The 20,459-nt window shown below is 72.2% G+C and carries 22 protein-coding genes; 14 read left to right on the top strand and 8 right to left on the bottom strand.

From position 1 onward, the window contains the following. The 6 genes from ACGFIB_RS15680 to ACGFIB_RS15655 all read right to left on the bottom strand — a co-directional run bounded on the left by ACGFIB_RS15680 (position 1) and on the right by ACGFIB_RS15655 (position 4,490). A complete protein-coding gene (locus ACGFIB_RS15680) occupies positions 1-351 on the bottom strand; it encodes a hypothetical protein (protein WP_142569327.1) in 351 nt (116 codons plus the stop codon). Further along, positions 348-794, bottom strand: coding sequence for a YbaB/EbfC family nucleoid-associated protein (locus ACGFIB_RS15675; protein WP_393372166.1), 447 nt, complete (start codon positions 792-794; stop codon positions 348-350). The genes ACGFIB_RS15680 and ACGFIB_RS15675 overlap by 4 nt, the downstream gene beginning before the upstream one ends. Positions 795-928: 134 nt before the next feature. After that, positions 929-1,264, bottom strand: a complete 336-nt coding sequence (locus tag ACGFIB_RS15670) for a hypothetical protein (RefSeq protein ID WP_357239063.1) — start codon at positions 1,262-1,264, stop codon at positions 929-931. 35 nt (positions 1,265-1,299) lie between these two features. Continuing rightward, complete coding sequence (locus ACGFIB_RS15665; protein WP_393372162.1) at positions 1,300-2,568, bottom strand: SseB family protein; 1,269 nt, start codon at positions 2,566-2,568, stop codon at positions 1,300-1,302. Continuing rightward, the gene (locus tag ACGFIB_RS15660; RefSeq protein WP_357259267.1) at positions 2,568-3,338 is read right to left on the bottom strand and encodes a hypothetical protein; all 771 of its coding nucleotides are present in this window, start codon (positions 3,336-3,338) and stop codon (positions 2,568-2,570) included. Before ACGFIB_RS15660 ends, ACGFIB_RS15665 begins: the two co-directional genes overlap by 1 nt. Before the next feature lie 3 nt (positions 3,339-3,341). Next, positions 3,342-4,490, bottom strand: a complete 1,149-nt coding sequence (locus ACGFIB_RS15655) for a hypothetical protein (protein WP_393372158.1) — start codon at positions 4,488-4,490, stop codon at positions 3,342-3,344. A gap of 239 nt (positions 4,491-4,729) precedes the next feature. Between ACGFIB_RS15655 and ACGFIB_RS15650 the strand changes: the two genes are divergently transcribed. The 6 genes from ACGFIB_RS15650 (at position 4,730) to ACGFIB_RS15625 (ending at position 9,255) form a co-directional block, all read left to right on the top strand. After that, a complete protein-coding gene (locus ACGFIB_RS15650; protein ID WP_142569318.1) occupies positions 4,730-5,080 on the top strand; it encodes a WXG100 family type VII secretion target in 351 nt (116 codons plus the stop codon). Between the two features lie 36 nt (positions 5,081-5,116). Beyond that, entirely contained in the window at positions 5,117-5,419 is a 303-nt protein-coding gene (locus ACGFIB_RS15645) for a WXG100 family type VII secretion target (protein WP_142569316.1), read from the top strand. A gap of 79 nt (positions 5,420-5,498) precedes the next feature. Further along, positions 5,499-5,861 carry a hypothetical protein gene (locus ACGFIB_RS15640; protein ID WP_142569314.1) on the top strand — a complete coding sequence of 121 codons (363 nt, stop codon included), beginning with the start codon at positions 5,499-5,501 and terminating at the stop codon, positions 5,859-5,861. A 28-nt stretch (positions 5,862-5,889) separates the two neighbouring features. Next, positions 5,890-7,329, top strand: a complete 1,440-nt coding sequence (locus ACGFIB_RS15635; protein WP_357239050.1) for a WXG100 family type VII secretion target — start codon at positions 5,890-5,892, stop codon at positions 7,327-7,329. A gap of 17 nt (positions 7,330-7,346) precedes the next feature. After that, positions 7,347-7,760, top strand: coding sequence for a hypothetical protein (locus tag ACGFIB_RS15630; protein WP_142569310.1), 414 nt, complete (start codon positions 7,347-7,349; stop codon positions 7,758-7,760). A 28-nt stretch (positions 7,761-7,788) separates the two neighbouring features. Further along, entirely contained in the window at positions 7,789-9,255 is a 1,467-nt protein-coding gene (locus ACGFIB_RS15625; protein WP_393372154.1) for a WXG100 family type VII secretion target, read from the top strand. 48 nt (positions 9,256-9,303) lie between these two features. Here ACGFIB_RS15625 and ACGFIB_RS15620 read toward each other — a convergent pair whose 3' ends face one another. After that, positions 9,304-9,744: a YbaB/EbfC family nucleoid-associated protein gene (locus ACGFIB_RS15620; RefSeq protein ID WP_357239044.1), complete on the bottom strand. Its 441-nt coding sequence runs from the start codon at positions 9,742-9,744 to the stop codon at positions 9,304-9,306. A gap of 345 nt (positions 9,745-10,089) precedes the next feature. Between ACGFIB_RS15620 and ACGFIB_RS15615 the strand changes: the two genes are divergently transcribed. The 5 genes from ACGFIB_RS15615 to ACGFIB_RS15595 all read left to right on the top strand — a co-directional run bounded on the left by ACGFIB_RS15615 (position 10,090) and on the right by ACGFIB_RS15595 (position 13,293). Next, entirely contained in the window at positions 10,090-10,500 is a 411-nt protein-coding gene (locus ACGFIB_RS15615) for a hypothetical protein (RefSeq protein ID WP_393372150.1), read from the top strand. A 10-nt stretch (positions 10,501-10,510) separates the two neighbouring features. Further along, positions 10,511-11,443 carry a hypothetical protein gene (locus ACGFIB_RS15610; protein ID WP_393372148.1) on the top strand — a complete coding sequence of 311 codons (933 nt, stop codon included), beginning with the start codon at positions 10,511-10,513 and terminating at the stop codon, positions 11,441-11,443. Next, positions 11,440-11,865, top strand: a complete 426-nt coding sequence (locus tag ACGFIB_RS15605; RefSeq protein WP_393372145.1) for a YbaB/EbfC family nucleoid-associated protein — start codon at positions 11,440-11,442, stop codon at positions 11,863-11,865. The genes ACGFIB_RS15610 and ACGFIB_RS15605 overlap by 4 nt, the downstream gene beginning before the upstream one ends. Positions 11,866-11,876: 11 nt before the next feature. Then, entirely contained in the window at positions 11,877-12,254 is a 378-nt protein-coding gene (locus ACGFIB_RS15600) for a YbaB/EbfC family nucleoid-associated protein (RefSeq protein WP_393372803.1), read from the top strand. A 181-nt stretch (positions 12,255-12,435) separates the two neighbouring features. Continuing rightward, entirely contained in the window at positions 12,436-13,293 is an 858-nt protein-coding gene (locus ACGFIB_RS15595; RefSeq protein WP_357239032.1) for an SDR family oxidoreductase, read from the top strand. Between the two features lie 44 nt (positions 13,294-13,337). On the opposite strand, the gene eccD is transcribed toward ACGFIB_RS15595, so the two are convergent. After that, complete coding sequence (gene eccD / locus ACGFIB_RS15590; RefSeq protein WP_357239029.1) at positions 13,338-14,831, bottom strand: type VII secretion integral membrane protein EccD; 1,494 nt, start codon at positions 14,829-14,831, stop codon at positions 13,338-13,340. Positions 14,832-14,904: 73 nt separating this feature from the next. Here eccD and eccCa point away from each other — a divergent pair, with 73 nt between their 5' ends. The 3 genes from eccCa to ACGFIB_RS15575 are packed head-to-tail and all read left to right on the top strand — an operon-like array spanning position 14,905 to position 20,353. Continuing rightward, positions 14,905-18,885, top strand: a complete 3,981-nt coding sequence (eccCa, locus tag ACGFIB_RS15585; RefSeq protein ID WP_393372141.1) for a type VII secretion protein EccCa — start codon at positions 14,905-14,907, stop codon at positions 18,883-18,885. 20 nt (positions 18,886-18,905) lie between these two features. Then, positions 18,906-19,211, top strand: a complete 306-nt coding sequence (locus ACGFIB_RS15580) for a hypothetical protein (RefSeq protein ID WP_393372138.1) — start codon at positions 18,906-18,908, stop codon at positions 19,209-19,211. After that, entirely contained in the window at positions 19,208-20,353 is a 1,146-nt protein-coding gene (locus tag ACGFIB_RS15575; protein WP_393372135.1) for a WXG100 family type VII secretion target, read from the top strand. The genes ACGFIB_RS15580 and ACGFIB_RS15575 overlap by 4 nt, the downstream gene beginning before the upstream one ends. Positions 20,354-20,459 lie beyond the last annotated feature (106 nt).

Genomic DNA, 20,459 nt, shown 5'->3' with positions numbered 1-20,459 from the left:
TCAGACCCGTTTCAGGATCTCGCGTACCTCTCTGGCCCGTTGGGCGTCCATTCCCCGGGCGTTCTCGGCGCTGCGCCGCACGGTCGGGCCGAGCTCGACCACCTTCGCGGCAAGGTCCTCACCCTGCTTCATCACCGTGTCGGGCCCGTCGCCCTGCATGTAGGCGGAGCGGAAGGCGGCCCCGGCCTTGTCCTGCCCCCACGGCTCGGCGGCGTTGAGCCGACGGATCTCCCCCAGGCTGGCGGCGTAGCCGCTCTCCGTGTCGGACGAGGCGGCGTGCCACTGCGACAGGCCCTTCGCGAGCTGCTGGGGACGGATGTCGACGTAGTTCACCTCGAACAGCTCACTCATGGCCCCTCCGGTGTCCGCCTCGGCGTCTGCATCGGCATCTGCATCGACATCTGCATCGACATCTGTTCGAGCACCGCGTCGAGGTCACCGCCGATGTGTGCCCTCATCTGCTCGGCGGGGATGAGCGGCGCGAAGATCTCGACGACCCGGTCCTGGGCCTTGGCCACGGCGGCGTGGATGGTCCGCGTGATGGCGTCGGCCAGGCCGCGCGCGTCCTGCCGCCGGTAGATGCGCGGGTCGAGGTCGAGCCTGATCAGGTCGCCGTTCGCGCCGACGGTGGCCGCCACGAGCCCGTCGCGCGACTTCTCCGTCACCTGCACGGCACGCGCCTTCTCGTGCAGCGCGGGCGCCTCCTCCTGCAGGCGCATGAACGTGGCCCGCAGTTCCTCGGCGTACGCCCGCATCCCGGCGGCGTCCGGCGTCTGTCCCCCGGTCGTGTTCATCACCCCGATCGACCGCGTTCACCTCGATGATGATCTATGTCCAATATGCGGGATTATCACACCTCGCTTTGACATTCGGCTAGTGATGTCGACAGAGGCGGCGAAGACACCGATCGGACACGCAGGGCACCGTTCTAGCCGGAGAACCTCTTCGCGAAGTCCCGGGCCCATCGCGCGGCCCTGGCGGCCTGGTCGCCGGTGACGGGCGCGCCGGGCATCCGGCTCAGACGCTCCACCTGCTCGGCGTAGCGCAGGTACTCCCGGTGAGCGTGTTCCCGGCATGCGAGGCAGGTGACGCTTTCCGGGCGGGTCGAGGTCATCGCATAGGGCACCGGGAGCCCGCAACCGGCGGTGATGACATCCGGCGCATCGGGTGCGTGCCCCAACGACGAGGCGATCAGATTGCGGTAGTCGGCTCCGGCCTGCATCACCTTCTGCTCGACATGAATGTGCGGATCGGTCTCGCTCATCTGCGTCCGCTCCTTCGATCCGAGTGGTCCCGGAGTCAGGCTGGTTCGTGGAGCCCCAGGTCGAGGGGCTCGGCGTGCTCGTGTAACCCGCTCGCCTCGGCGCGGGCCACCCAGCGCCGGTGGACGCCCCGCTCGATCCGCTCCAGGCCGAGCGCCCGTGCCACCGGCAGCCGCCCGCCGGTGTATTCGAGCAGCAGCTCGCCTTCGCGCTCGTCCCGTACGAGACAGGGTGCGCCGCGCCACTCGCACACCCGCGTGACGTGGAAGACGGCCTCGCACTCCCCGGCGGGCACGGGCCGCACGAAGCGGCCCGGAGCGCGCTCCTCGAACCCGTCGGCCGGCCCGTCGCCTAGCAGCCGGATCAGCAGCCCGTCGTGTCCCGGATCCGGACTCGCCGGGAAGTCGGCCCCCCGCCAGCGCGCGCGGTAGGAGCTCAGGGAGGCGGCGGCCGGCTCTCCGGGCCCCCAGCGGCCGAGGTCGCCGTCGTAGACCGCGCGCACGACCTCGGTGCCGGCCGCGGTCAGCTCGACGACCTCCGAGCCGTGCGGCAGCCGTACGGCGTCCACCTTGTATTCGCGGACCAGGAAGTCGACGTTCGGCGCGAGGCCCATGCCGGCGAACGGCGGCTCCTCGACGACCCAGCCCGCCACCGCCTCCATGCCCGCCTCGTCGGTCCCGCCGTACGGCGTGCGGTAGAGGTTGAGCCCGACCGTGCGCCACCGCAGCAGGAACAGTGAGCCGTCGCCGCTGAGCAGGCCGTCGTCGGCGCCCCGGCCGAGGGCGTCGGCGAGCACGGCGGGCGTCGCCACGTGCGCCACGTCGAGCGCGTGGTGGCAGTAGCCGGAGACGCGCGACTCCCCGTCGCCGAGGTAGCCGTGCACCTCCCCCGGCGTCAGCGGCTTCTGCACGACGGGCAGGGCGGGCTCGGGCTCAGCCATGCGGTCCTGCGCGAGTGTGGGGACCGCCAGCCTGGCGACGGTCCCCGGTTCGAGCAGGAAGCGCACCGGCAGGCCCGGGTTGACGGCGAGGCCCCAGTGCGGGTCGGGCCAGCCGGCGGCCAGCTCGGCCAGCGAGGTGATCCGGGCGCGGGACAGGCCGGTGGCCGCCGTCATGGCCTCGAAGGAAGTGTAGGCGGGCAGCCACACCCGGTCGGGCGCGGTGATCGTCGGCCAGGCGGCGTCGCCGTCCGGCGGCATGGGCAGCGCCAGCTCGGTGTCCCTGAGCATGCTCAGGCAGACCGCGAGGTCGCCCGCGTCGTACGCCGCCCCGAGCCGCCGCTCGAACGCGCCGGCCGCCCACTCCATCAGATGCCGATCGGCGGCATGAAGGACGGCGCCTTCCCGATGTCGCCGGGGTCCGGGAGGGGCTCGGTGAGGCCTCCGCTGGTCGGATCGAAGGCCACCTTGGCCTTGGTGAAGTCGGGCGCCTGCATCGTGATGGCCTGCATGCCGGGGAACTTCTGCTGGGCGCCGCCGGCGAGGTAGGCGACCCCTGTGAAGATCGCGGCGACCTTCCAGGTCAACTTCGCCAGGACCGCGAACACCTTCTGCGCGGTCCTCGACATGGTGGCCATGATGCCGGTGACGGTGGGCTGCACCGCGGCCATCGAGATGGGGTTGGTCTTGGCCGCGACGCTGATGTTCGCCAGCGTCAACGCCACCCCGCCCATCGACAGCGCGATGACACTCGCCACCGTGTAGAGCTGGGACGCGGAGTCGAGGCTGGCGCCGACGCCCTTCGAGCCCTGGTCCAGCCCGTCGAGCTGGTGGTCCAGCTCGGCGAACTTCTGCTTGACCGTGGTCAGCATCCGCCCCTTCAGATGTCCGTTCGACTCGAGTGCCGTGAGCTGCGCTTGGAGATCCTTACGCAGCTGCCCGATGCCGGGGCCGCCCCCCTCGTTGCGCCACTCGCTCGCGCCCCGCGACATGGCGTCGGGATCGGCGATCATCGTGGCCAGCAGCCCCGCCAGCGGCAGCGCGCTCGGCTCCAGCATGGCTGCCATGCCGGCCATGCCGGCGCCGGCGATGAAATTGTTCCGCGCGTCCCAGATCTCGACGTTCCCGATGTTCACCATGGCCTAGACGTCCTCCTGCATCCCGAGGACGGCAGGCGCCACGTCCTCGTCGCCGAACCAGGTGCTCTCGTCCTCCGGCACCGCCGGACCCCGCGTGCGCTCCTTGCCGTCGTCGTTGCTCCCCGCGCCCGCGCCCATCGGGGCGTATGGCATGCCGGGTATCCCCCCCGCCCCGCCGCCGGCACGACCGGCGGCGCCCGGGCCCCCGCCCGAGCCGTACGCGCCGGAGCCGTTTCCGCCCGAGCCGTAGGCGCCCGAGCCGTAGCCGCCGCTTCCCGGCCGGTTCACGGAGTGGTCGCCCGGCCCGTAGCCGGTCGTGCCGAGGTCGGGGACCGGCGGCGGCGTCGGCAGGGACAACGGGTTCGGGGTGTACGACGACAGGGCGGTGTCGCCCGGCAGTTTGGGCGTCTCCAGCGGATTCACATTGTTCTGGCCGAGCCCGTCCAGGCCCGTACGGCCGAGGCCGTCCTGACCGAGGCCGCCGCCGTTCGGGTCGAGCCCGCTGCCGTCGAGGCCGTCGCCGTTCACGTCGCCGGGGCCGGGCAGGCCGTCGCCGTTCCCGCCGGGGCCGGGCAGCGTGCTCCCGTCGGGCAGGTCGGGGTGCGACAGGCTGTCGTCGAGGTCGGTGCCCAGTTTGTCCTTCGGAAGCGTGAGGTCGTTCCCGAGGCCGGAACCGGGGCCGGTCTTGGGCAACCCGTCTCCGCCGAGTCCCAGCTTCTTGGGGTCGAACCCGGGGACCTTCGGGCCACCCGGCAGGCCGTGCTGACCCCCCTTCCCGGTGTCGCCGGAGCTCTGCTTCTCGGCTTCCTTGGCGTTCTTCACCGCCTGGTCGACGGCCGCCTTCCAGGACTCCAGGACCTCCTTGCCCTTCGCCACGGCATCGGCCGTCGTGTTCCGCACCTGGCTGTGCACGCCGTTCAGGCTGCCGCCGATCACGCCGAAGGTCAGCATCGGAAGGTGGATCTTCTTGATCCGGTCGCTCGTGTCCGCCAGGACCTGTCCCCGGCCGGCCACGTCGTTGCCGAACTTCGTGACCTCGGGGTAGTCCATCTTGAACTCGGGGTCCGTCAGGCGGGGGTCCACCGCGCCGCCCGTGTTCATCGTGTTCGCCAGGCCGGCGAAAGGATTCCCGCCGCCGCTCGTATCGGTCACAACACCCTCCAGCCGATTGTCGGCAGATTGCGTTTTCAACTACTTACGGCCGAGTCACCACAAAGCTCGCAAATCGTACAAAGCTCCTAACCGGCCGCCTGACAAAAGCGCAATAGACGTGACAAAATCTTAATCTCGGACAGCCCCGGCAAGTCCCCTGCTGATCCATTACTGTGACTTTTGGGTCATCACCCGACCCGCCTGGTCGGGGGTAATTGACAGGATCAGTGGAGGTGGCCATGTCGCACTCTGGCGCAAGCCAGGCTCAAGTCAGCCGGCACGACCTGGACGAGGCGATCACCTGGATCGGCGACGCGGCCGAGAACATCCGCGGCATCCAGCGTTACCTGGACAGTGCCGGCGAGAACCTCAGGACCCACTGGCAGGGCGAGTCGCACCACGCGTTCGACAAGGTGCACCTGCTGTGGCACGAGCGCATGGACGTCATCCTGGGCAGCCTGCAGACCCTCGCGGAGAGCATCCGGGCGAACAACAAGAACTACGCCGAGTTCAACGCGCAGGCGACCACCGAGATCAACAAGATCGAGGCGCTCATCAACCAGGCCCCGCCCGCCTCGTACAGCCGCTGAGCCCGAGACGACCACCAGGAACGGACGGAGAGCGCGATGGTGGACTTCGACATCACCAAGGTCAACTTCAGTGGTCTGGACTCAGGCGAGACCGAGTTCCAGAACGCCTTCAACCGGTTGGTCACCGAGCTGGAGAACCTGGAGAACAAGCTCAACACCAAGACCGCCATCTGGCAGGGCGGCGCCAAGGACGCCTACGACCAGACGAGGCGGATCTGGCAGCAGGAGGCCAAGGGCCTGGCGGACATCGTGTCTCTGCTGGCCAAGAACATCAACATCACCAACATGAACATGCAGGACGTGGAGCGGATCAACGCGGCCATGTTCGACGGCAAGTGAGCGGACGTCCGACGATACGGCCGGAGGCGCCGGCGCTCGTACGCCGGTGCCCGTCACGGCGTTGACGGGAGTGTGACGCATGGCTCGCGACGGTGGCATGGAGGTCAGCCGCACGGCCCTCAGGAACGCGCGCAAGGACTTCGAGGAGGCGCTGGAGCTGCTGGCGCCCGGTGCGTCCAAACGCGAGGTGACTCCGGTCGCCTTCCACGAGGGCGGCGCGGTGAAGCGCCTGCTCACGCAGCGTGATGCCGTCGGCGGCTTCTGGGAGGCCGCGATGGGGTTCCACACCAGCGTGACCGGCGCCGAGAGCGCGGTCACCGCCGTCTACGCGGAGATCGCCTCGACCCTCGGCATCGCCGCCGAACGCCTGGAACTGGCGGTCAGGAACCTCGACGCCGGAGAGCAGGCGGGCGTGCGGCATGTCGGTGTGGCGGACGTCTAGTCGCATGCGGAGTGGTTGAGGAGGCGCCGTGGCGGAGCGGAAGATGCCGATCAGGGCCGCGATCGACGCGTCCGATCCGGGCGTCGTCATGCTGGAGACGCTGCGCACCTCGCTCGAGAAGACCGACCCCGAGCTCATCAGGGCGGCCTCGGGCGAGTTCAAGAGCGTGCACGACAAGCTCAAGTCCGTGGTCGACACGCTCGACAGGCACCTGGACTCGCTCGACAAGCACTGGACGACGGGTGAGGACGCCAAGCAGGTCAAGGAGCAGCTCCACCGGCTCAGGGCCTCCACGGTCGCGGTGATGACCGCGATCGTGGACACCTCCGCTCCGGCGGGGCAGTCGGGGTCGCCCTCGGCGCGCGGCGTGGTGCCCGCGCTGGACGTCTACGCCAGTTCCCTCAACCAGTTCCGGGGCGAGAACGTCCCCGAGCCCACGAAGAGCGACGTCGACTGGTACGACGCGGCCGTGGAGGCGGGGGCGGTCGGCGCGGCCGGCGGCGCCATCGCCGGCTCTCCCTTCGCGGGCGTCGGAGCCATCCCCGGCGCGGTCATCGGCGGCGTGGGCGGGTTCATCGTCGGCGGCCTGGCCGGCGCCATCGGCTCGGCCTTCGGCGACGGTCCCTTCCTCAACCTCTTCGGGGAGTCGAAGGAGGAGAAGGACATGAAGGCGGCCGAGGAGCACCTCAAGAAGCTCACGCAGGCGACGCAGGCCGCCAACGCCCTCTTCCCCGCCTCGCTCGACACCGACGTGCCGAAGTTCGACATGACGCCCCCGACGTTCACGCCGGTCACCGGTCCCGGGGCGACCTTTCCGAACCCGACGCTCCGTACGGACATGGGGAACTGGCAGAACCCCGCCTCGCTCGGCGACCTCGGCACGGGCTCGACCGGCACCACCGGCCTGGGCGACGGCGGTTTCCCGGGCTGGAACGGCTCCGGCGATCCGTACGGGCCGGGCACGGGCGTCCCCGGCGGTGGGACCGGGCTGGACGGCGCCGGCGGCGGGTTGGACGGCAACGGGCTGGACGGCAACGGGACGGGCGGCGACCTCGACGGCGGCCTCGGCGGCACAGGCGCGGGCGGCACGAACGGCGGCACCGGCGCGAACGGCACGCGGCCGGGCGACGCCGGTCTCGGCGGCACCAGCCTTTCCGGCCACACCCCGCAGACCGCCGTCCCCAACGGCCTGACCGGCGGCGCCGGCTCGGGCCCCGGCACGGGGTACGGCGGCGGGTACGGCGGCTCCGGCGCGGGCGGCGGTTCCGGCGCGGGCATCGGCGCCGGGGGCGTGGGCGGGGCGGCGGCACGCGCCGGCGTGGGCAACGGCATGGTTCCGATGGCCCCGCACGCGGCGGGCGGGGGCGGCGAGCGCCAGGAGCGCGAGCGCACCACCTGGCTGCTCGAAGACGAGGACTTCTTCGTCAGCGACCAGACGACCACGTCGCCCCGCATTGACAGGGCTTAAGGCTAGGGAGGCAAGAGGTGGGCCAGGATCCCGGCGGCGGGTCGCCGCCGCCGAAGCTGCCGCTGCCCGAGACCTGGCCGGGTCTCGGCGCAGGTCCGGGTGAGGTGTACATCGACCACACGCGGGTCCGGCAGATCCTCAAGGGGCTGCGGGACGAGCTCGGCACGCTGCGCGGGCGCGCCCCCGCCAGCATGAGCGCCACCTGGAGCGGCCCGGGAACCGCGGGCGAGGTTCAGGGACTGACCAACGTCGGCCCCTCGGAGACCGGCCCGTGGGAGGCCGCGAAGTATTTCGGGTTGAACGCCGAGCAGGCCCACGAGGTGCTCGGCGGCAAGTATCAGCTGCTGATCGACCGCATCGAGGCGATGGTGAGCGCGGTGGAGCAAGCCGTCGTGAACTACGAGAAGGGCCACACGAGCAGCAGCGCGTGAGTCGCCGAAGGCAAGGGGAAAGATCGCGATGGGGGCCGAAGCCGGCTGGGAGCCGATCAAGGTATACACGAGCGTCGACGGGCTCGACCCGAACAACCTCTCCCGGGAGCAGATCAAGCAGAAGCTGGACGCCGCGAGTCCCGACATGGTCCGCCGGGCCGGTCAGGCGTTCATCGACGCCGCCGACCTGGTGGGCGGGAAGGTCGGCGGCAGCGGGCCGTCCGAGGTGGGCATCCAGGCGGCCCTGAGCAGGACCGCCAAGGAACTCGCCGCCGTCTGGCGCGGTCCCGCCGCCGAGGAGGTGCAGTCCGCCCTCCGCGCGCTCTACGCCACGGCGGGCGCGCTCGGCGACGCCATGACCGCGAGCGGGGCGGCGATGTCCTGGTACGCGGACGTGGTCAGCGACGCGAAGACGAACTTCCCGGCCGGCCCGAGTGGCTCGGGCGGCTCGAACGAGGGCGCGGGCGGCGGCACGAACGGGACCCCTTCTCCGTACCCCTCGCCTCCGCTTTCCTCCTCTTCCTCGTCCCGGAGCTTCTCCACGCCCGCCCCCTCTCCCGGCGCCATGCCCTACCCCGACGGGGACGAGGCGGCGAGGGCCCACTTCCGCAAGCTCAACCAGCAGATCCAGGAGGCCAACAACGCCTTCGCCGAGGGGCTGGCCTTCGAACTTCCCGCCGTCGAGCCGCTGCACATCGACCTCGCGAACTCCCCGCGCATCCATGTGGGCGGGACCGGCGCGCCCACCACGACCTCCGACGGCGTGTGGCACGGCGGCTCGTACGGCGACGGCACGACCGGCTCGGGCTCGACCGGGTCCGAGTCCGGCGGCTCGGGATCCGGCGGAGGCGGCCAGTCGGGCGACGGCTCCGGCGGCACGGACGGTTCGGGCACCGGCGGCTCGGGCTCCGGTGGCACGGGCTCCGGCGGTTCGGGCTCCGGTGGCACGGGCTCCGGGGGCGGCGGCGCGGACGGGTCCGGCGGCACGGGCGACCCCGGAGCGGGCGACCCCGGAGCGGGCGGCGCACCGGGTGCGGGACAGCCCGGCACGGGACAGCCGGGCGGCTCCGGCGACGGATCGGGCACGGCTCCGGCCGTGATCGGCGGCGGCTCGACGGAGCTGGCGACCACCCACCCCCTGCCCGGCGCCACGGCCCCCGCGGGCACCACCCCCCACGCGCTCACCGGCTACCCGGACCCGCGGATCCCCCTGCCCACCGCCGGGCCGACCGGCACGCTGCCGCCGGGCGGCGTGATCGGCGTGTACGGCGGGGCGCGCACCGGCTACGGGGCGGGAGCCGCCGTGGAGGGCGGCGGCCTCCTGGGCGGCTACCGGGCCGCCCAGGGCGGTGCGGGCTCGTCCTTCCTCCCCTACGCTCCGGCGGCGGGCGGCGCCGGGACGGGCGGCCAGGACGAGCGCGAGCGGGAGATCTACGACCCCGAACCGGACGTCTGGCGGGTGACGAGCACGATCAGCCCCGACCGCATCGGCTAGGAAGTCGCGCCCGTTCGCGTGGTCTCCACCGGACGGGCGCGCCGCCCGTCAGAGGTTCAGCCTGCGGCTGATCCGGTCGAGCTCGCCCAGCACGTCCTCCGTGGTGCGGTCGAAGGCGGACTCCGCCTCCCTGACCTGCTTGAGCACGGCCTCGGGGTCGTTCAGGAACCGCGTCTGATCGCCCTCCTGCCCGAGGACCTCGGCCATGGCCCGGTTCATCTGCCGGTACAGGTCGTCGGACGCGGCGCCCACCGTCTCCTTGATCCGCTCGGCCAGTTCGCCCGAGCTCAGCCGCATCGCCTTGGGGTGAAGCTTCAGCTCGCTCAGCCCCCGGCTGGTGAACTCCACCTCGACCAGGCCGTCCTCGTCCCGGGCCCGGCCGACGAGCGAGGACAGGGTCTCCTGGAGCCGTTCGACGGCCGCGATCGTGGCGTCCGCGCGCCGGCCGAACCGCTCCACGTCGAAGTCGTCGAATCCGCTGCCGGCCATTCGAGCCCCCTTTTGCCGTTATTCCGGAACATCGGCACGCTAACGCATCAAAGGCGGGCGTACGGGGGTTTGCGAGCTCGCCGTTACACGCCAGTGAACGGGCCCCGAATTTCCGCTGTCCACCTGCGTAAACGTCACCACTGCGCATGGCGGGGGCGCGGAGCCCGGTGATAGGCAAGATCAGTGTCGTACGGCGCATCTCCCTCCAGCGGGCCATCCGGGACGTCCTCCCTCCCGGCCTCCTCCGTCTCCCCGATGGTGAGCCCCTGCCCGCACACGCCTCCATGCCCGGCCGGTCCCTGCCTGCCGGACTCGATACGCGGGCGGCGGCCGGGAGAGGCCGCCGTGATCCCGGTGCGGGCCCCGGAGCAGGTCCCGGTGCGGGCGCCGGCGCAGGTCCCGGCGCGGGACCCGGCGCCGGGCGGCGGCTCGTCCGGCCTGCCCGGCTACGAGGTGGCCGCGAGCTTCATCAGGAAGTTCGCCGGCACAGTGGACGGCTCCGCGGACGGCGTGCGGCGGATGAAGGACGCCACGCCCCGTTTCGAGGGCGGGAACCTTGCTCCGCTCGCCGGGGTCCCCATCGTCGGGCTCGCCTTCGTCCACCGGTTCAACACCGTCTCCGACACCTGGTCGGGCGCGGCCGGCATCCTCGGCGACGCCCTGCGCAGGGACGGCGAGACGCTGGTCAGGGCCGCCGACAACTACGTGGCCGCGGAGAAGGCCGGCGCGGTGGCCATTCAGAAGACCCCTATCTGAGAGGATCCGCATGACGACCTCACCCGGCGAGCCCGGCGAGTTGTTCGTCCCCGGCCGGTCCGCCCCCGGCCCCGGCCCCGGCCCCGGCCCCGGCCCCAAGAAGCTTTACGTCACGGACGCGAGCGGCAACGTCCGGCGAGCCGTTTCCGTGGCACCGGCCGAGACGGCCGGCACGGGCGGCTCGGGCGGCTCGGGCGGCACGGCCGCCGCCTCCGCCGCCACCCGCACCGATCCGGGTTTCTTCCGCAACCTGGTCAAAGGGCTGAACCCGCTGCGGCAGCAGACGCGTACGGCGATGGCCATGTCCGGGCTGGGAGGCGCGGCCCTCGCCCTGGACGTGGCGGCCACGCTGAACCTCGGCAATCCCTTCCTCTTCTACGACCGGCGGGAGCTGTGGAAGGAGATGGGGGGCCGGCTGGACAGCGGCCGGTCCGACATCTGGTTCTCCTACTTCCAGGACGTCGGCCCGAACTGGAAGGGCCACGCGGCCGACCTGCTCGGGCGGCGGGTCCGCTTCAACACCACGGTCCTGTACGAGAAGCTCCACGGGGTCACCGGTGAGATGAGCGGCGCGATGCACAACCAGTTCAAGGAGGTCCTGGAGTACGACCTGTCAGTGTTCGGCCTCTACGCCGCCACGGCGCCGATCCTCCGCACGCTCGCGGCGATGAGCGCGCACCCGGCCGGGCGGGTCGCGCTGATCTCGCAGGTGGGCGTGTTCGCCAGTGCGCTGGGCAACCTCGTCAAGCAGTTCGCCGACGTCTACATGGCCTGCGAGGGCGACCTCAACAAGGCGGAGCAGAAGCTCAACGACCTGCGGGCCGCCTTCTACGAGGAGGGCGACCCGGCGCGGGGCCGCCGCGACCTCACGCTCACTCCCGCCGTGGCGGACCGCGCGCACATCCACGACTACTGGCAGCCCGTGATCGAGGAGCCCCGGTGAGGAACACGGCCGCGTTCAACGAGGGCAGGGAAGGCGACGTCGCCGGGCTGGTGCGGGAGGTCCAGGGCCGCGTCGGCGCGCTCGCCGACCTGCTCCACGGGCTGAGCGAGGAGGTGGTCGAGGGGTCCGACGCCACGGGCGCCGTGGTGGCCCGGGTCTCCGGAGCGGGCCGCCTGCTCGGGCTGACCGTCGACCCGCGGGCGATGCGCGACCTCGACCACGTCGCGATGTCCGCCGCGATCCAGGGCGCGATCGGCGCCGCGCGGAGCGAGGTGGGCGAGCGGCTGGCTCGGGCCATGGCGGGCCTCACGCCGGGCCTCACGCCCAACCTCGCGCCGGACCTCACGGCGGACGCCGGCGCGAATACGCCGCCCGGCGATCCGCTCGCCCCGTACGTCCGGGCCCTGCTGCGGGAGGAGTGAGCGTGGACGAGATGCGTGAGCTCCGGGCGCGCATGGAGCGGCTGTCGGCGGCGGCCTCGTGGATGGACGAGCTAGCGGCCGAGTGGAGCACGCGCGAATACGCCGGGAGTGCCGACGGGGGCCGGATCACCGCGACCGTCGACGCCGTCGGCACGCTCCGCGCCGTCGACATCCACCCGCTCGGCATGCGCAGGCTCGACAGCCGCGCGCTCGCCGAGGCAGTCCTGACGGCCGTACGGCGGGCCGAGGCGGCCGCGGAGGCGGCGAAGGAGGAGATGCTGCGCGGCGGGCTGGAGGCCGCGGGCCTGCCCCACGTGGCCGCCCTCCTCGGCGACGCCCGCCGCGCCTTCGACGAGCGGGCGTCGCCCGAAGGCGCCGGCCGGCTCTAGCGAGAGCGCCGGATCTCGCCGCATCCGGCGCTTGTCTCTTCCTGCCAAGAGTGCGATCGGAAGACAAATCAATTCACCCGTGCAAAGGGCCAGAGAAATAGCGTTTGCGCAGGTCAAACGCAATATGTGAACAGTACGTTCGCGTTTGCGCAGGCGATTCACTACCGTTAGTTTCGGTGAAATGCGAGTTCTGGTGACCGGGGCGACCGGGAATGTGGGAAGGCTCGTCGTTGAGCGACTTGTCCGGGCGGGAGTCGCCGTGCGGGCCCTGAGCAGGAACCCCGGACAAGGATCCCTTCCCGGCGAGGCGGAGGTCGTGCGGGGCGACCTGGCGGAGCCCGAGACCCTGCGCCCCGTGCTGAAGGGTGTGGAGCGGATGTATCTGTTTCCATTCGCCGCCACCGCGCCGGAAGTCGTCCGCCTGGCCGAGGAGGCGGGCGTCCGCCGGGTCGTCACCCTCTCCTCCGGGGCGGTGACCACCGGCCACGACACGACCTTCCACCTGCCCGTGGAACAGGCGGTGGAGGCCTCCGGCATGGAGTGGACGCATGTGCGCCCCGGCGAGTTCATGCTCAACAAGCTCTGGCTCTGGGGGCCCTCGATCCGGGCCGAGCGGGTGGTTCGCGAGCCGTTCCCCGACCTCGCCTGGTATCCCGTCCACGAGCGTGACATCGCCGACGTGACCACGGCGGCCCTGCTGGAGGACGGGCACGAGGGCGCCGCCTACACCCTGAACGGCCCCGAGCTCATCAGCCGCCGCGACCAGGTGCGTGCGATCGCCGAGGCCGTCGGCCAGGACATCCGCCTGGACGTGGTGACGCCGTGGCAGGCCCGTGAGCTGTATCTGGCGCAGGGCGGCTTCGCGGCGGCCAATGCCGACTTCCTCACCGGCTTCGAGACCTACTCGGGCGAGGAGGCCGGTTCCTCGCCGGCCGAGGAGTTCGACCCGGTGGCGCCGATGCCCACCTCCGAGAGGGTCACCGGCAGGCCCGCCCGTACGTTCGCCCAGTGGGCCCGCGACCACGCCCAAGATTTCTGAGAGAAGATTTCTGAGACAAGACTTCTGAGACGGACGGGGGCGCGTCAGCCCGACAGGCCGCGCACCCAGGAGTACAGGTCGAGCACGCCCAGCGTGAGCGGGACCAGTGCGACGATCAGCAGCGCGTCGAGGATGTCGGCTGCCCGTCCCCAGAACGGCGAGGGCCGGCCCGTGGGCAGCCAGAGACCGAGGCCGAGCACGAGCAGGGCCGTCCACAGCACCCCGATCGTCACGGCCACCTCGGCGACCGCGTCGGCGCCCGTCCCCAGTGCGAACGCCAGGGCGGCGGCCCCGGCCGCGGCGGTGAGGACCATCCACAGCCGCTGGGCCACCCCGGCGAAGACCCTCGCCCGCATGGCCAGCGCCAGCGCCAGCGTCGCCGCCGTCACGCGGGCGACCCAGCCGCCGTGCTGGACGAGCAGCAGCTCCCCCGCGACGCCGGTGAGCGCGATCGCGATGACCATGCCGGTGGCGTACCGGTGGGCCTGCGCGGTCCGCTGGAGCACCATCGGGCCGTCGATCCGCTGGTTGTCGCTGCGCAGCTCCTCGGCGCTGGTGGGCAGCGGCGGCAGCGGCACCCTGGCCATCCGGAACGACAGCGTGGGGATGAGCGGGCTCAGCGCCAGCAGGGCCGTCGCCACCACGGCCGCCGCACCGGCGCCCGATCCCCCGAACACCATCACGCATCCGGCTCCGACCGCCCCGGCGACGGACGCGACCGCGACGCCGAGGAAGCCGGCCACGCCGTCGGCGATCAGCACGCCGCCGACGGTCGCCAACAGCGCCGTGTACGCGAGCGCGGCCAGCAGGTTCGGCGCCCCGAGGACCAGCACGGCGCCCGACGCGCCGGGCGTGAACAGGCCGGCGAGGAAGCCGTGCGGCAGGGCCGCGTAGCCGACGAGGGCGCCGGCGGTGGGCCGGCCGACGGCCCTCGACACCACGGCCCCGGCGGCGAGAAGCAGCACCGCGACGGCTCCGGCCACTCCGGCGGTGAGCCGCGGCGGAGCCGCCGCCAGCGCGAGGACGACGGCGCCGAGCGCGAGCAGCCCGGCGGCCACGCCCATGCCGAGCAGCCTCGTGTGCCGCGGCTCCCACCTGCCGCCGCCTTCCTTGGTCCCGGTGGCGACGACGTCGGCCACGTCGTCGTACACCGCGGGCGGCAGCACCGCGTCGCGCGGGCGCAGGTAGAGGACCTCACCGTCCAGGACGCCCAGCGCGCCCAGGCTCTGACCGAGGTCGAGCGGCGGGCCGCCGAGACGCTGGAGCACCCAGCCGGGGGCCGCGGCCGCGTCGCCTCCCGCCTCGCCGACCGCCCGGAGCAGTCCGGGCATGACGTGCGGCAACGGGATGTCCGACGGCAGCGCGAGGTCCGCCTTCCTGCGCGGGGCGACCACGGTGATGTGGCACAGGGGCGGCAGCGGGGCGGTCATCTGTGGCAACGCGCCCTGCTGGGCCGCTCCCTGATGACCGGGGCCGTGCTGGACCATGCCCTGCTGGACGACACCCTGCTGGATGTGAAGGGGGGCCGGCGATGACACAGCGGGAATCCTCTCCCGGAGATCTCTCTGACAGCCCGAAAATATCGGCAAACCTGGTAGAAAAGTCAGTCAGATGAGCATTGTCGTGGTTTCGCGTCCCGAGCGCCGCCCGGGCCCCAAGCCCCCCCGTGGCGAGATCCTCCTGGAATCCCCGCCGGAGATTCCCGAGGTTCAGCCGCAGGGTCTGATGTCCATGCTCACGTACGTGCCGATGCTGGCCGGCGGCGCCGCGATGGGGCTGATGTTCACGGCGGGGGGCAACGGCAACCCCCTCATGTACGTGGCGAGTGGGCTGTTCGCCGTCTCCATGGTCGGCATGAGCGTCGGCCAGCTCGGCCGCAACGCCGGTGAGCGCAGGAACCGGCTCAACGGGCTGCGCCGCGACTACTTCCGCTACCTGTCGCAGATCCGCAGGAAGGTCCGCAGGGCCGCCGTGCAGCAGCGGGAGGCGCTGGAGTGGAGCGGGCCGCCGCCCGACTCGCTGTGGTGGATCGTGATGGGGCCGCGTCTGTGGGAGCGCAGGCCGCGCGACGACGACTTCGCGACCGTGCGGCTCGGCACCGGCGTGCAGAAGCTCGCCATCCAGCTCGTCCCGCCGGACACCAAGCCGGTGGAGGACCTCGACGCCCTGTCGGCGGGGGCGCTGCGCCGGTTCGTCCGGGCGCACGCCACGGTGTCGGAGCTGCCCGTCGCGGTCGCCCTGCACTCCTTCGCCCGCATCCACCTCACCGGCGACCCCACCGCGGTGCGCGAGCTGGTCCGGGCCGTGATCGCTCAGCTCGTCGCCTTCCACTCCCCCGACGACATGCGGATCATGATCTGCGCGAGCAAGGAGTGGATGCCCCAGTGGGAGTGGGTGAAGTGGCTGCCGCACGCCCTGCATCCCGAGCAGGCCGACGCCGCGGGCCAGGTCAGGCTCATGGCGGAGAACCTCGGGCACCTCGACGCGTTGGTCGGGGAGGAGCTCAGGGAGCGGGCCAGGTTCCGGCCCGGCGCCTCCACCGAGGCGTTGCCGTACCACGTGGTGATCGTGGACGGCGGGCACGTGCCGCACGACAGCCAGCTCGGGTCCGACGCCATCCAGGGCGTGACCGTGATCGATCTGTCCGGCGTGACCGGAGCGGTCCCCGAGGCGATCACGCTCCGGCTGGACGTCCAGCCCGAGGGCTTCCACATGGTCAAGATCGACCACGCGGGACGGCAGTCGAGCACCCGGCTCGGCGACCCCGACCGCCTCGGCTATTCCGAGGCGGAGGGGCTGGCCCGGCAGCTCGCGCCGCTGCGCGCCTCCGCCGGCGCCCAGGGCGAGGCGCAGGACGTGCTCGGCCTCAACACCTCGCTCACCGACCTGCTCGGCGTGGGCGACCCCGCCCATCTCGATCCCTCGGTGATCTGGCAGCCCCGGGCCGGTCGCAACCGGCTGCGGGTGCCGATCGGGCTGGGCGCGGACGGGCGGGTGGTCGAGCTCGACATCAAGGAGTCGGCGCAGGGCGGCATGGGGCCGCACGGCCTGGTCATCGGGGCGACCGGATCCGGCAAGAGCGAGCTGCTGCGCACGCTGGTGCTCGGCCTGGCCATCACGCACTCCTCGGAGATCCTCAACTTCGTGCTGGTCGACTTCAAGGGCGGCGCCACGTTCCTGGGCCTCGACTCCCTCTCGCACGTGTCGGCGGTCATCACCAACCTGGAGGACGAGCTGCCGCTCGTCGACCGCATGCACGACGCGCTGCACGGCGAGATGGTGCGCCGCCAGGAGCTGCTGCGCGCCGCGGGCAACTACGCCTCGCTGCGCGACTACGAGCGGGCCAGGGAGCAGGGCGCGGACCTCAAGCCGATGCCGACCCTGTTCGTCGTGATCGACGAGTTCAGCGAGCTGCTCACCGCCAAGCCGGAGTTCGTCGACCTGTTCGTGATGATCGGGCGGCTCGGCCGCTCGCTCGGCGTGCACCTCCTGCTGGCCTCCCAGCGCCTGGAGGAGGGCCGGCTGCGCGGTCTCGACACCCACCTGTCCTACCGGATCGGCCTGCGCACGTTCTCGGCCATGGAGAGCCGGGTCGTGCTCGGCGTCGCCGACGCCTACGAGCTGCCGCCCGCGCCGGGCAACGGCTACCTGAAGTACGACACCACGGGGATGACCCGGTTCAAGGCCGCCTACGTGTCCGGGCCCCACCACGCCGACCCGGCGCGGTCCGCGGCCGGCGGAGCCGGCCGGCCGGTGCGCGACGTGGTGGAGTACGGCACCGCCTTCGCGCCCGTCGAGGTGACCGAGACGACCAGGGAGCTGGCACCCGCGGAAGAGCCCGGCGGCCCGCGGCACAGCCTGCTCGACGTCGTGGTCGGCCGGCTCACCGGCCACGGCCCTCCGGCGCACCCGATCTGGCTGCCCCCGCTGGCCGAGTCGCCGACGCTCGCCCACCTGCTGCCGCCGCTGTCCGTCACCCCCGAGCTCGGTCTGACCACCGCGGGCTGGGGCGGCCGGGGGCTGCTCCACGCGGTCGTCGGCATCGTCGACCGGCCGTTCGAGCAGCGCCGCGACCCCTACTGGCTGGACCTGTCCGGAGGCGCGGGCCACGTTGGCGTCGCGGGCGGCACGCAGAGCGGCAAGAGCACCGTGCTGCGGACGCTGATCACGAGCATGGCCCTGATGCACACGCCGCGCGAGGTGCAGTTCTACTGCCTGGACTTCGGCGGCGGCTCCCTGGCCTCGCTGGAGGCGCTGCCGCACGTGGGCGGCGTCGCGAGCCGCCTCGACGCCGACCGCGTCCGCCGTACGGTCGCCGAGATCTCCACGATCCTCGAGCGGCGCGAGGCGGACTTCGCCGAGCACGGCATCGAGTCGGTCGCGGCCTACCGCCGGATGCGGGCCGAGTCCGGCCGCGACGGCGACGGCTGGGGCGACGTGTTCCTGGTGGTGGACGGCTGGCTGACGCTCAGGCAGGAGTTCGAGTCGCTCGAACCCGTCGTCACCGACATCGCCGCCCGGGGCCTCGGATACGGCATCCACGTGGTGGCGGCCACCAACAAGTGGTCGGAGTTCCGGGCGAGCATCCGCGACCTGTTCGGCACCAGGGTCGAGCTCAAACTCGGCGACGCGTACGAGTCCGAGGTGAACAGGAAGGCGTCGCTGGCGGTCCCCGAGGGCGCGCCGGGACGCGGCCTCACCAAGGAGGGGCTGCACTTCCTGTCCGCGCTGCCGCGGATCGACGGCGTGCAGAGCTCCGAGGACCTCGGCGCGGGCGTCCGCGGGCTGGTGCACGCGGTCAGGGACTCCTGGCAGGGGCCGCCGGCGCCGGCGATCCGGCTGCTGCCGCCGGTGCTGCCCGCGGCCTCGCTGCCCGGCATCGAGGAGACGGGACCGAAGATCCCGATCGGCATCGACGAGGCGACGCTCTCGCCCGTGCTGCTCGACTTCGACGCCGACCCGCACTTCGTCGTCCTGGGCGACACCGAGAGCGGCAAGTCGAACCTGCTGCGGCTGGTCGCCGAGGGCCTGGTGGCCAGGCGGCAGCCGCACGAGGCGATGATGATCGTCATCGACTACCGCAGGTCGCTGCTCGACTCGGCCGCGACCGCCCACCGCATCGGCTACGCGGCGTCGAGCACCGCCGCCCAGGAGCTGATCAACAACGTGCGCGGGGCCCTGCTCAAGCGGCTGCCCCCGGCGGACCTCACGCCCGAGCAGTTGCGGGACAGGAGCTGGTGGCAGGGTTCGGACGTCTACATCGTCGTGGACGACTACGACCTGGTCGCCACCTCGTCCAACCCGCTGCTGCCTCTGGTGGACCTGTTGCCGCAGGCGCGGGACATCGGGCTGCACCTGGTCCTGTCGCGCCAGATGGGCGGCGCCGGCCGGGCCATGTACGACCCGGTCGTCCAGAAGCTGAAGGACATGGCCAGCCCCGCCGTCATCCTGTCCGGCAACAAGGACGAGGGCTACCTGTTCGGCAACGTCCGGGCGCATCCGCTGCCGCCCGGCCGGGGCTACCACGTCGACAGGAGGTTCGGCGCGCGGCTCGCCCAGACCGCGTTCCTGCCTCCTCCCGGGGAAGAGTGACAGGCGGAGAGGAGCGGTCCGTGGCCGGTTTCGACATCCACTTCCAGGCGCTCGAAAGCTGCCGTACGGCGGTGAGCAAGGCCTGGGGCCAGTACGAGAGCCTGCACGGCGGCCTGCCCGAGACGCCCGGCACCCGGGCGGCCTCCTTCGGGCACGTGGACGGCGCGGCGGCGCTGGCGGCGGCCGTCGACACGGCCTACGCCGCGCTGACCGCGGAGGTGGCCGACGCGAGGACCAAGCTGAAGGGCGTGGAGCGGGCGCTGGAGAGCGTGCAGGACAACGTCCGGACGGCCCACAAGGCCACGTCCACCTCACTTCAGGTATGAGCGAGCGAAGCGGGGTCTCCGACCTGCCGGGTGGCGGTGAGCTGGCCGCCATGGCGCAGAAGGTGAACGGCGATCCCGGCGGGATCCGCGACATCGCCGGGAAGTGGCGCGGCGCGGCCGGCGACGCGCAGGACTACGCCGGTGGCGTGGGCCGGGCCGTGCGCACCGTGGACGCCGCGTGGCAGGGCCGCTCGGCCGATGCCTTCGTCACGTACATGAACAGGTACGGCAAGGCGGCCGACGGCCTCCACGACGCTCTGGTCGCGTGCGCGGGCGCGCTGGAGAAGGTCGCCACGGCGTTGGAGAGCGCCAAATCGAAGATCGACGGCATCTGCGCCGACGTGGTCGCCGAGGCGGCGGCCTACCGCGGCCGGAACCAGGATGCCGCGGACAAGGAGCTGGAGAACGGGCTGCGGGCCATCGTCTCCCGGGGAATCGAGGACGCCCGGCCGCACCTGGAGCAGGTGAACACGGCCGTCGGCGACGCCACGAAGACGCTGGGCTCCCACCTGGGCGGCGACTACCGCGACGGCGCGCTCACCTTCGCCAAGATTCCGGACCCGGGCAAACAGGACTTCGTGCCCCGGCAGGGGCACACCGTCGACTGGCAGCGCACCCCCGGCTACACGGGAGCCCCCGGTGACAAGGCGCACCCGACGTACGCCTCGTACGGCGGGACGAGCCTGAGCGGCGTGAGCGGCGTGAGCGGTTACGGCGGCTCGGGCGGGAGCGGCGGCTACGGCCCGAGCGGTCCGCCGCCGGCCGGCGGCGGACCCGCGCCCACCGGCCAGGTCAAGGAGTGGATCGAGCAGGCCATCGAGATCCTCACGGCCCAGGGCTACCCCGCCGGGAAGATGAACCGGGACGACATCTGGATGATCATCCGGCACGAGTCGGGCGGGAACCCGCATGCGATCAACAACTGGGACTCGAACGCGGCCGCGGGAACCCCCTCCAAGGGGCTGATGCAGACCATCGACCCCACGTTCAACCGCTGGTCCCTGCCGGGGCACAAGGACATCTGGAACCCGGTGGACAACATCGTCGCGGGCGTCCGCTATGCCATCGAGCGCTACGGCTCGGTCTCGGCCGTTCCCGGTGTGGTGGGCATGAAGACCGGCACCGGCTACCGCGGATACTGATCGTTCAGCCGGCGCGAAACCCGGTGGCGGGCTCCGGCACAGGGCTCCGGCAGTAGGGCTCCGGCAGGTAGGGCACGCAGCGGGGGCAGGCAGCGGGGACGGCAGG

The organism is Microbispora bryophytorum (genome assembly GCF_043197435.1).
GTDB lineage: Bacteria > Actinomycetota > Actinomycetes > Streptosporangiales > Streptosporangiaceae > Microbispora > Microbispora bryophytorum.
This window is presented reverse-complemented; position numbering and strand designations above follow the sequence as displayed.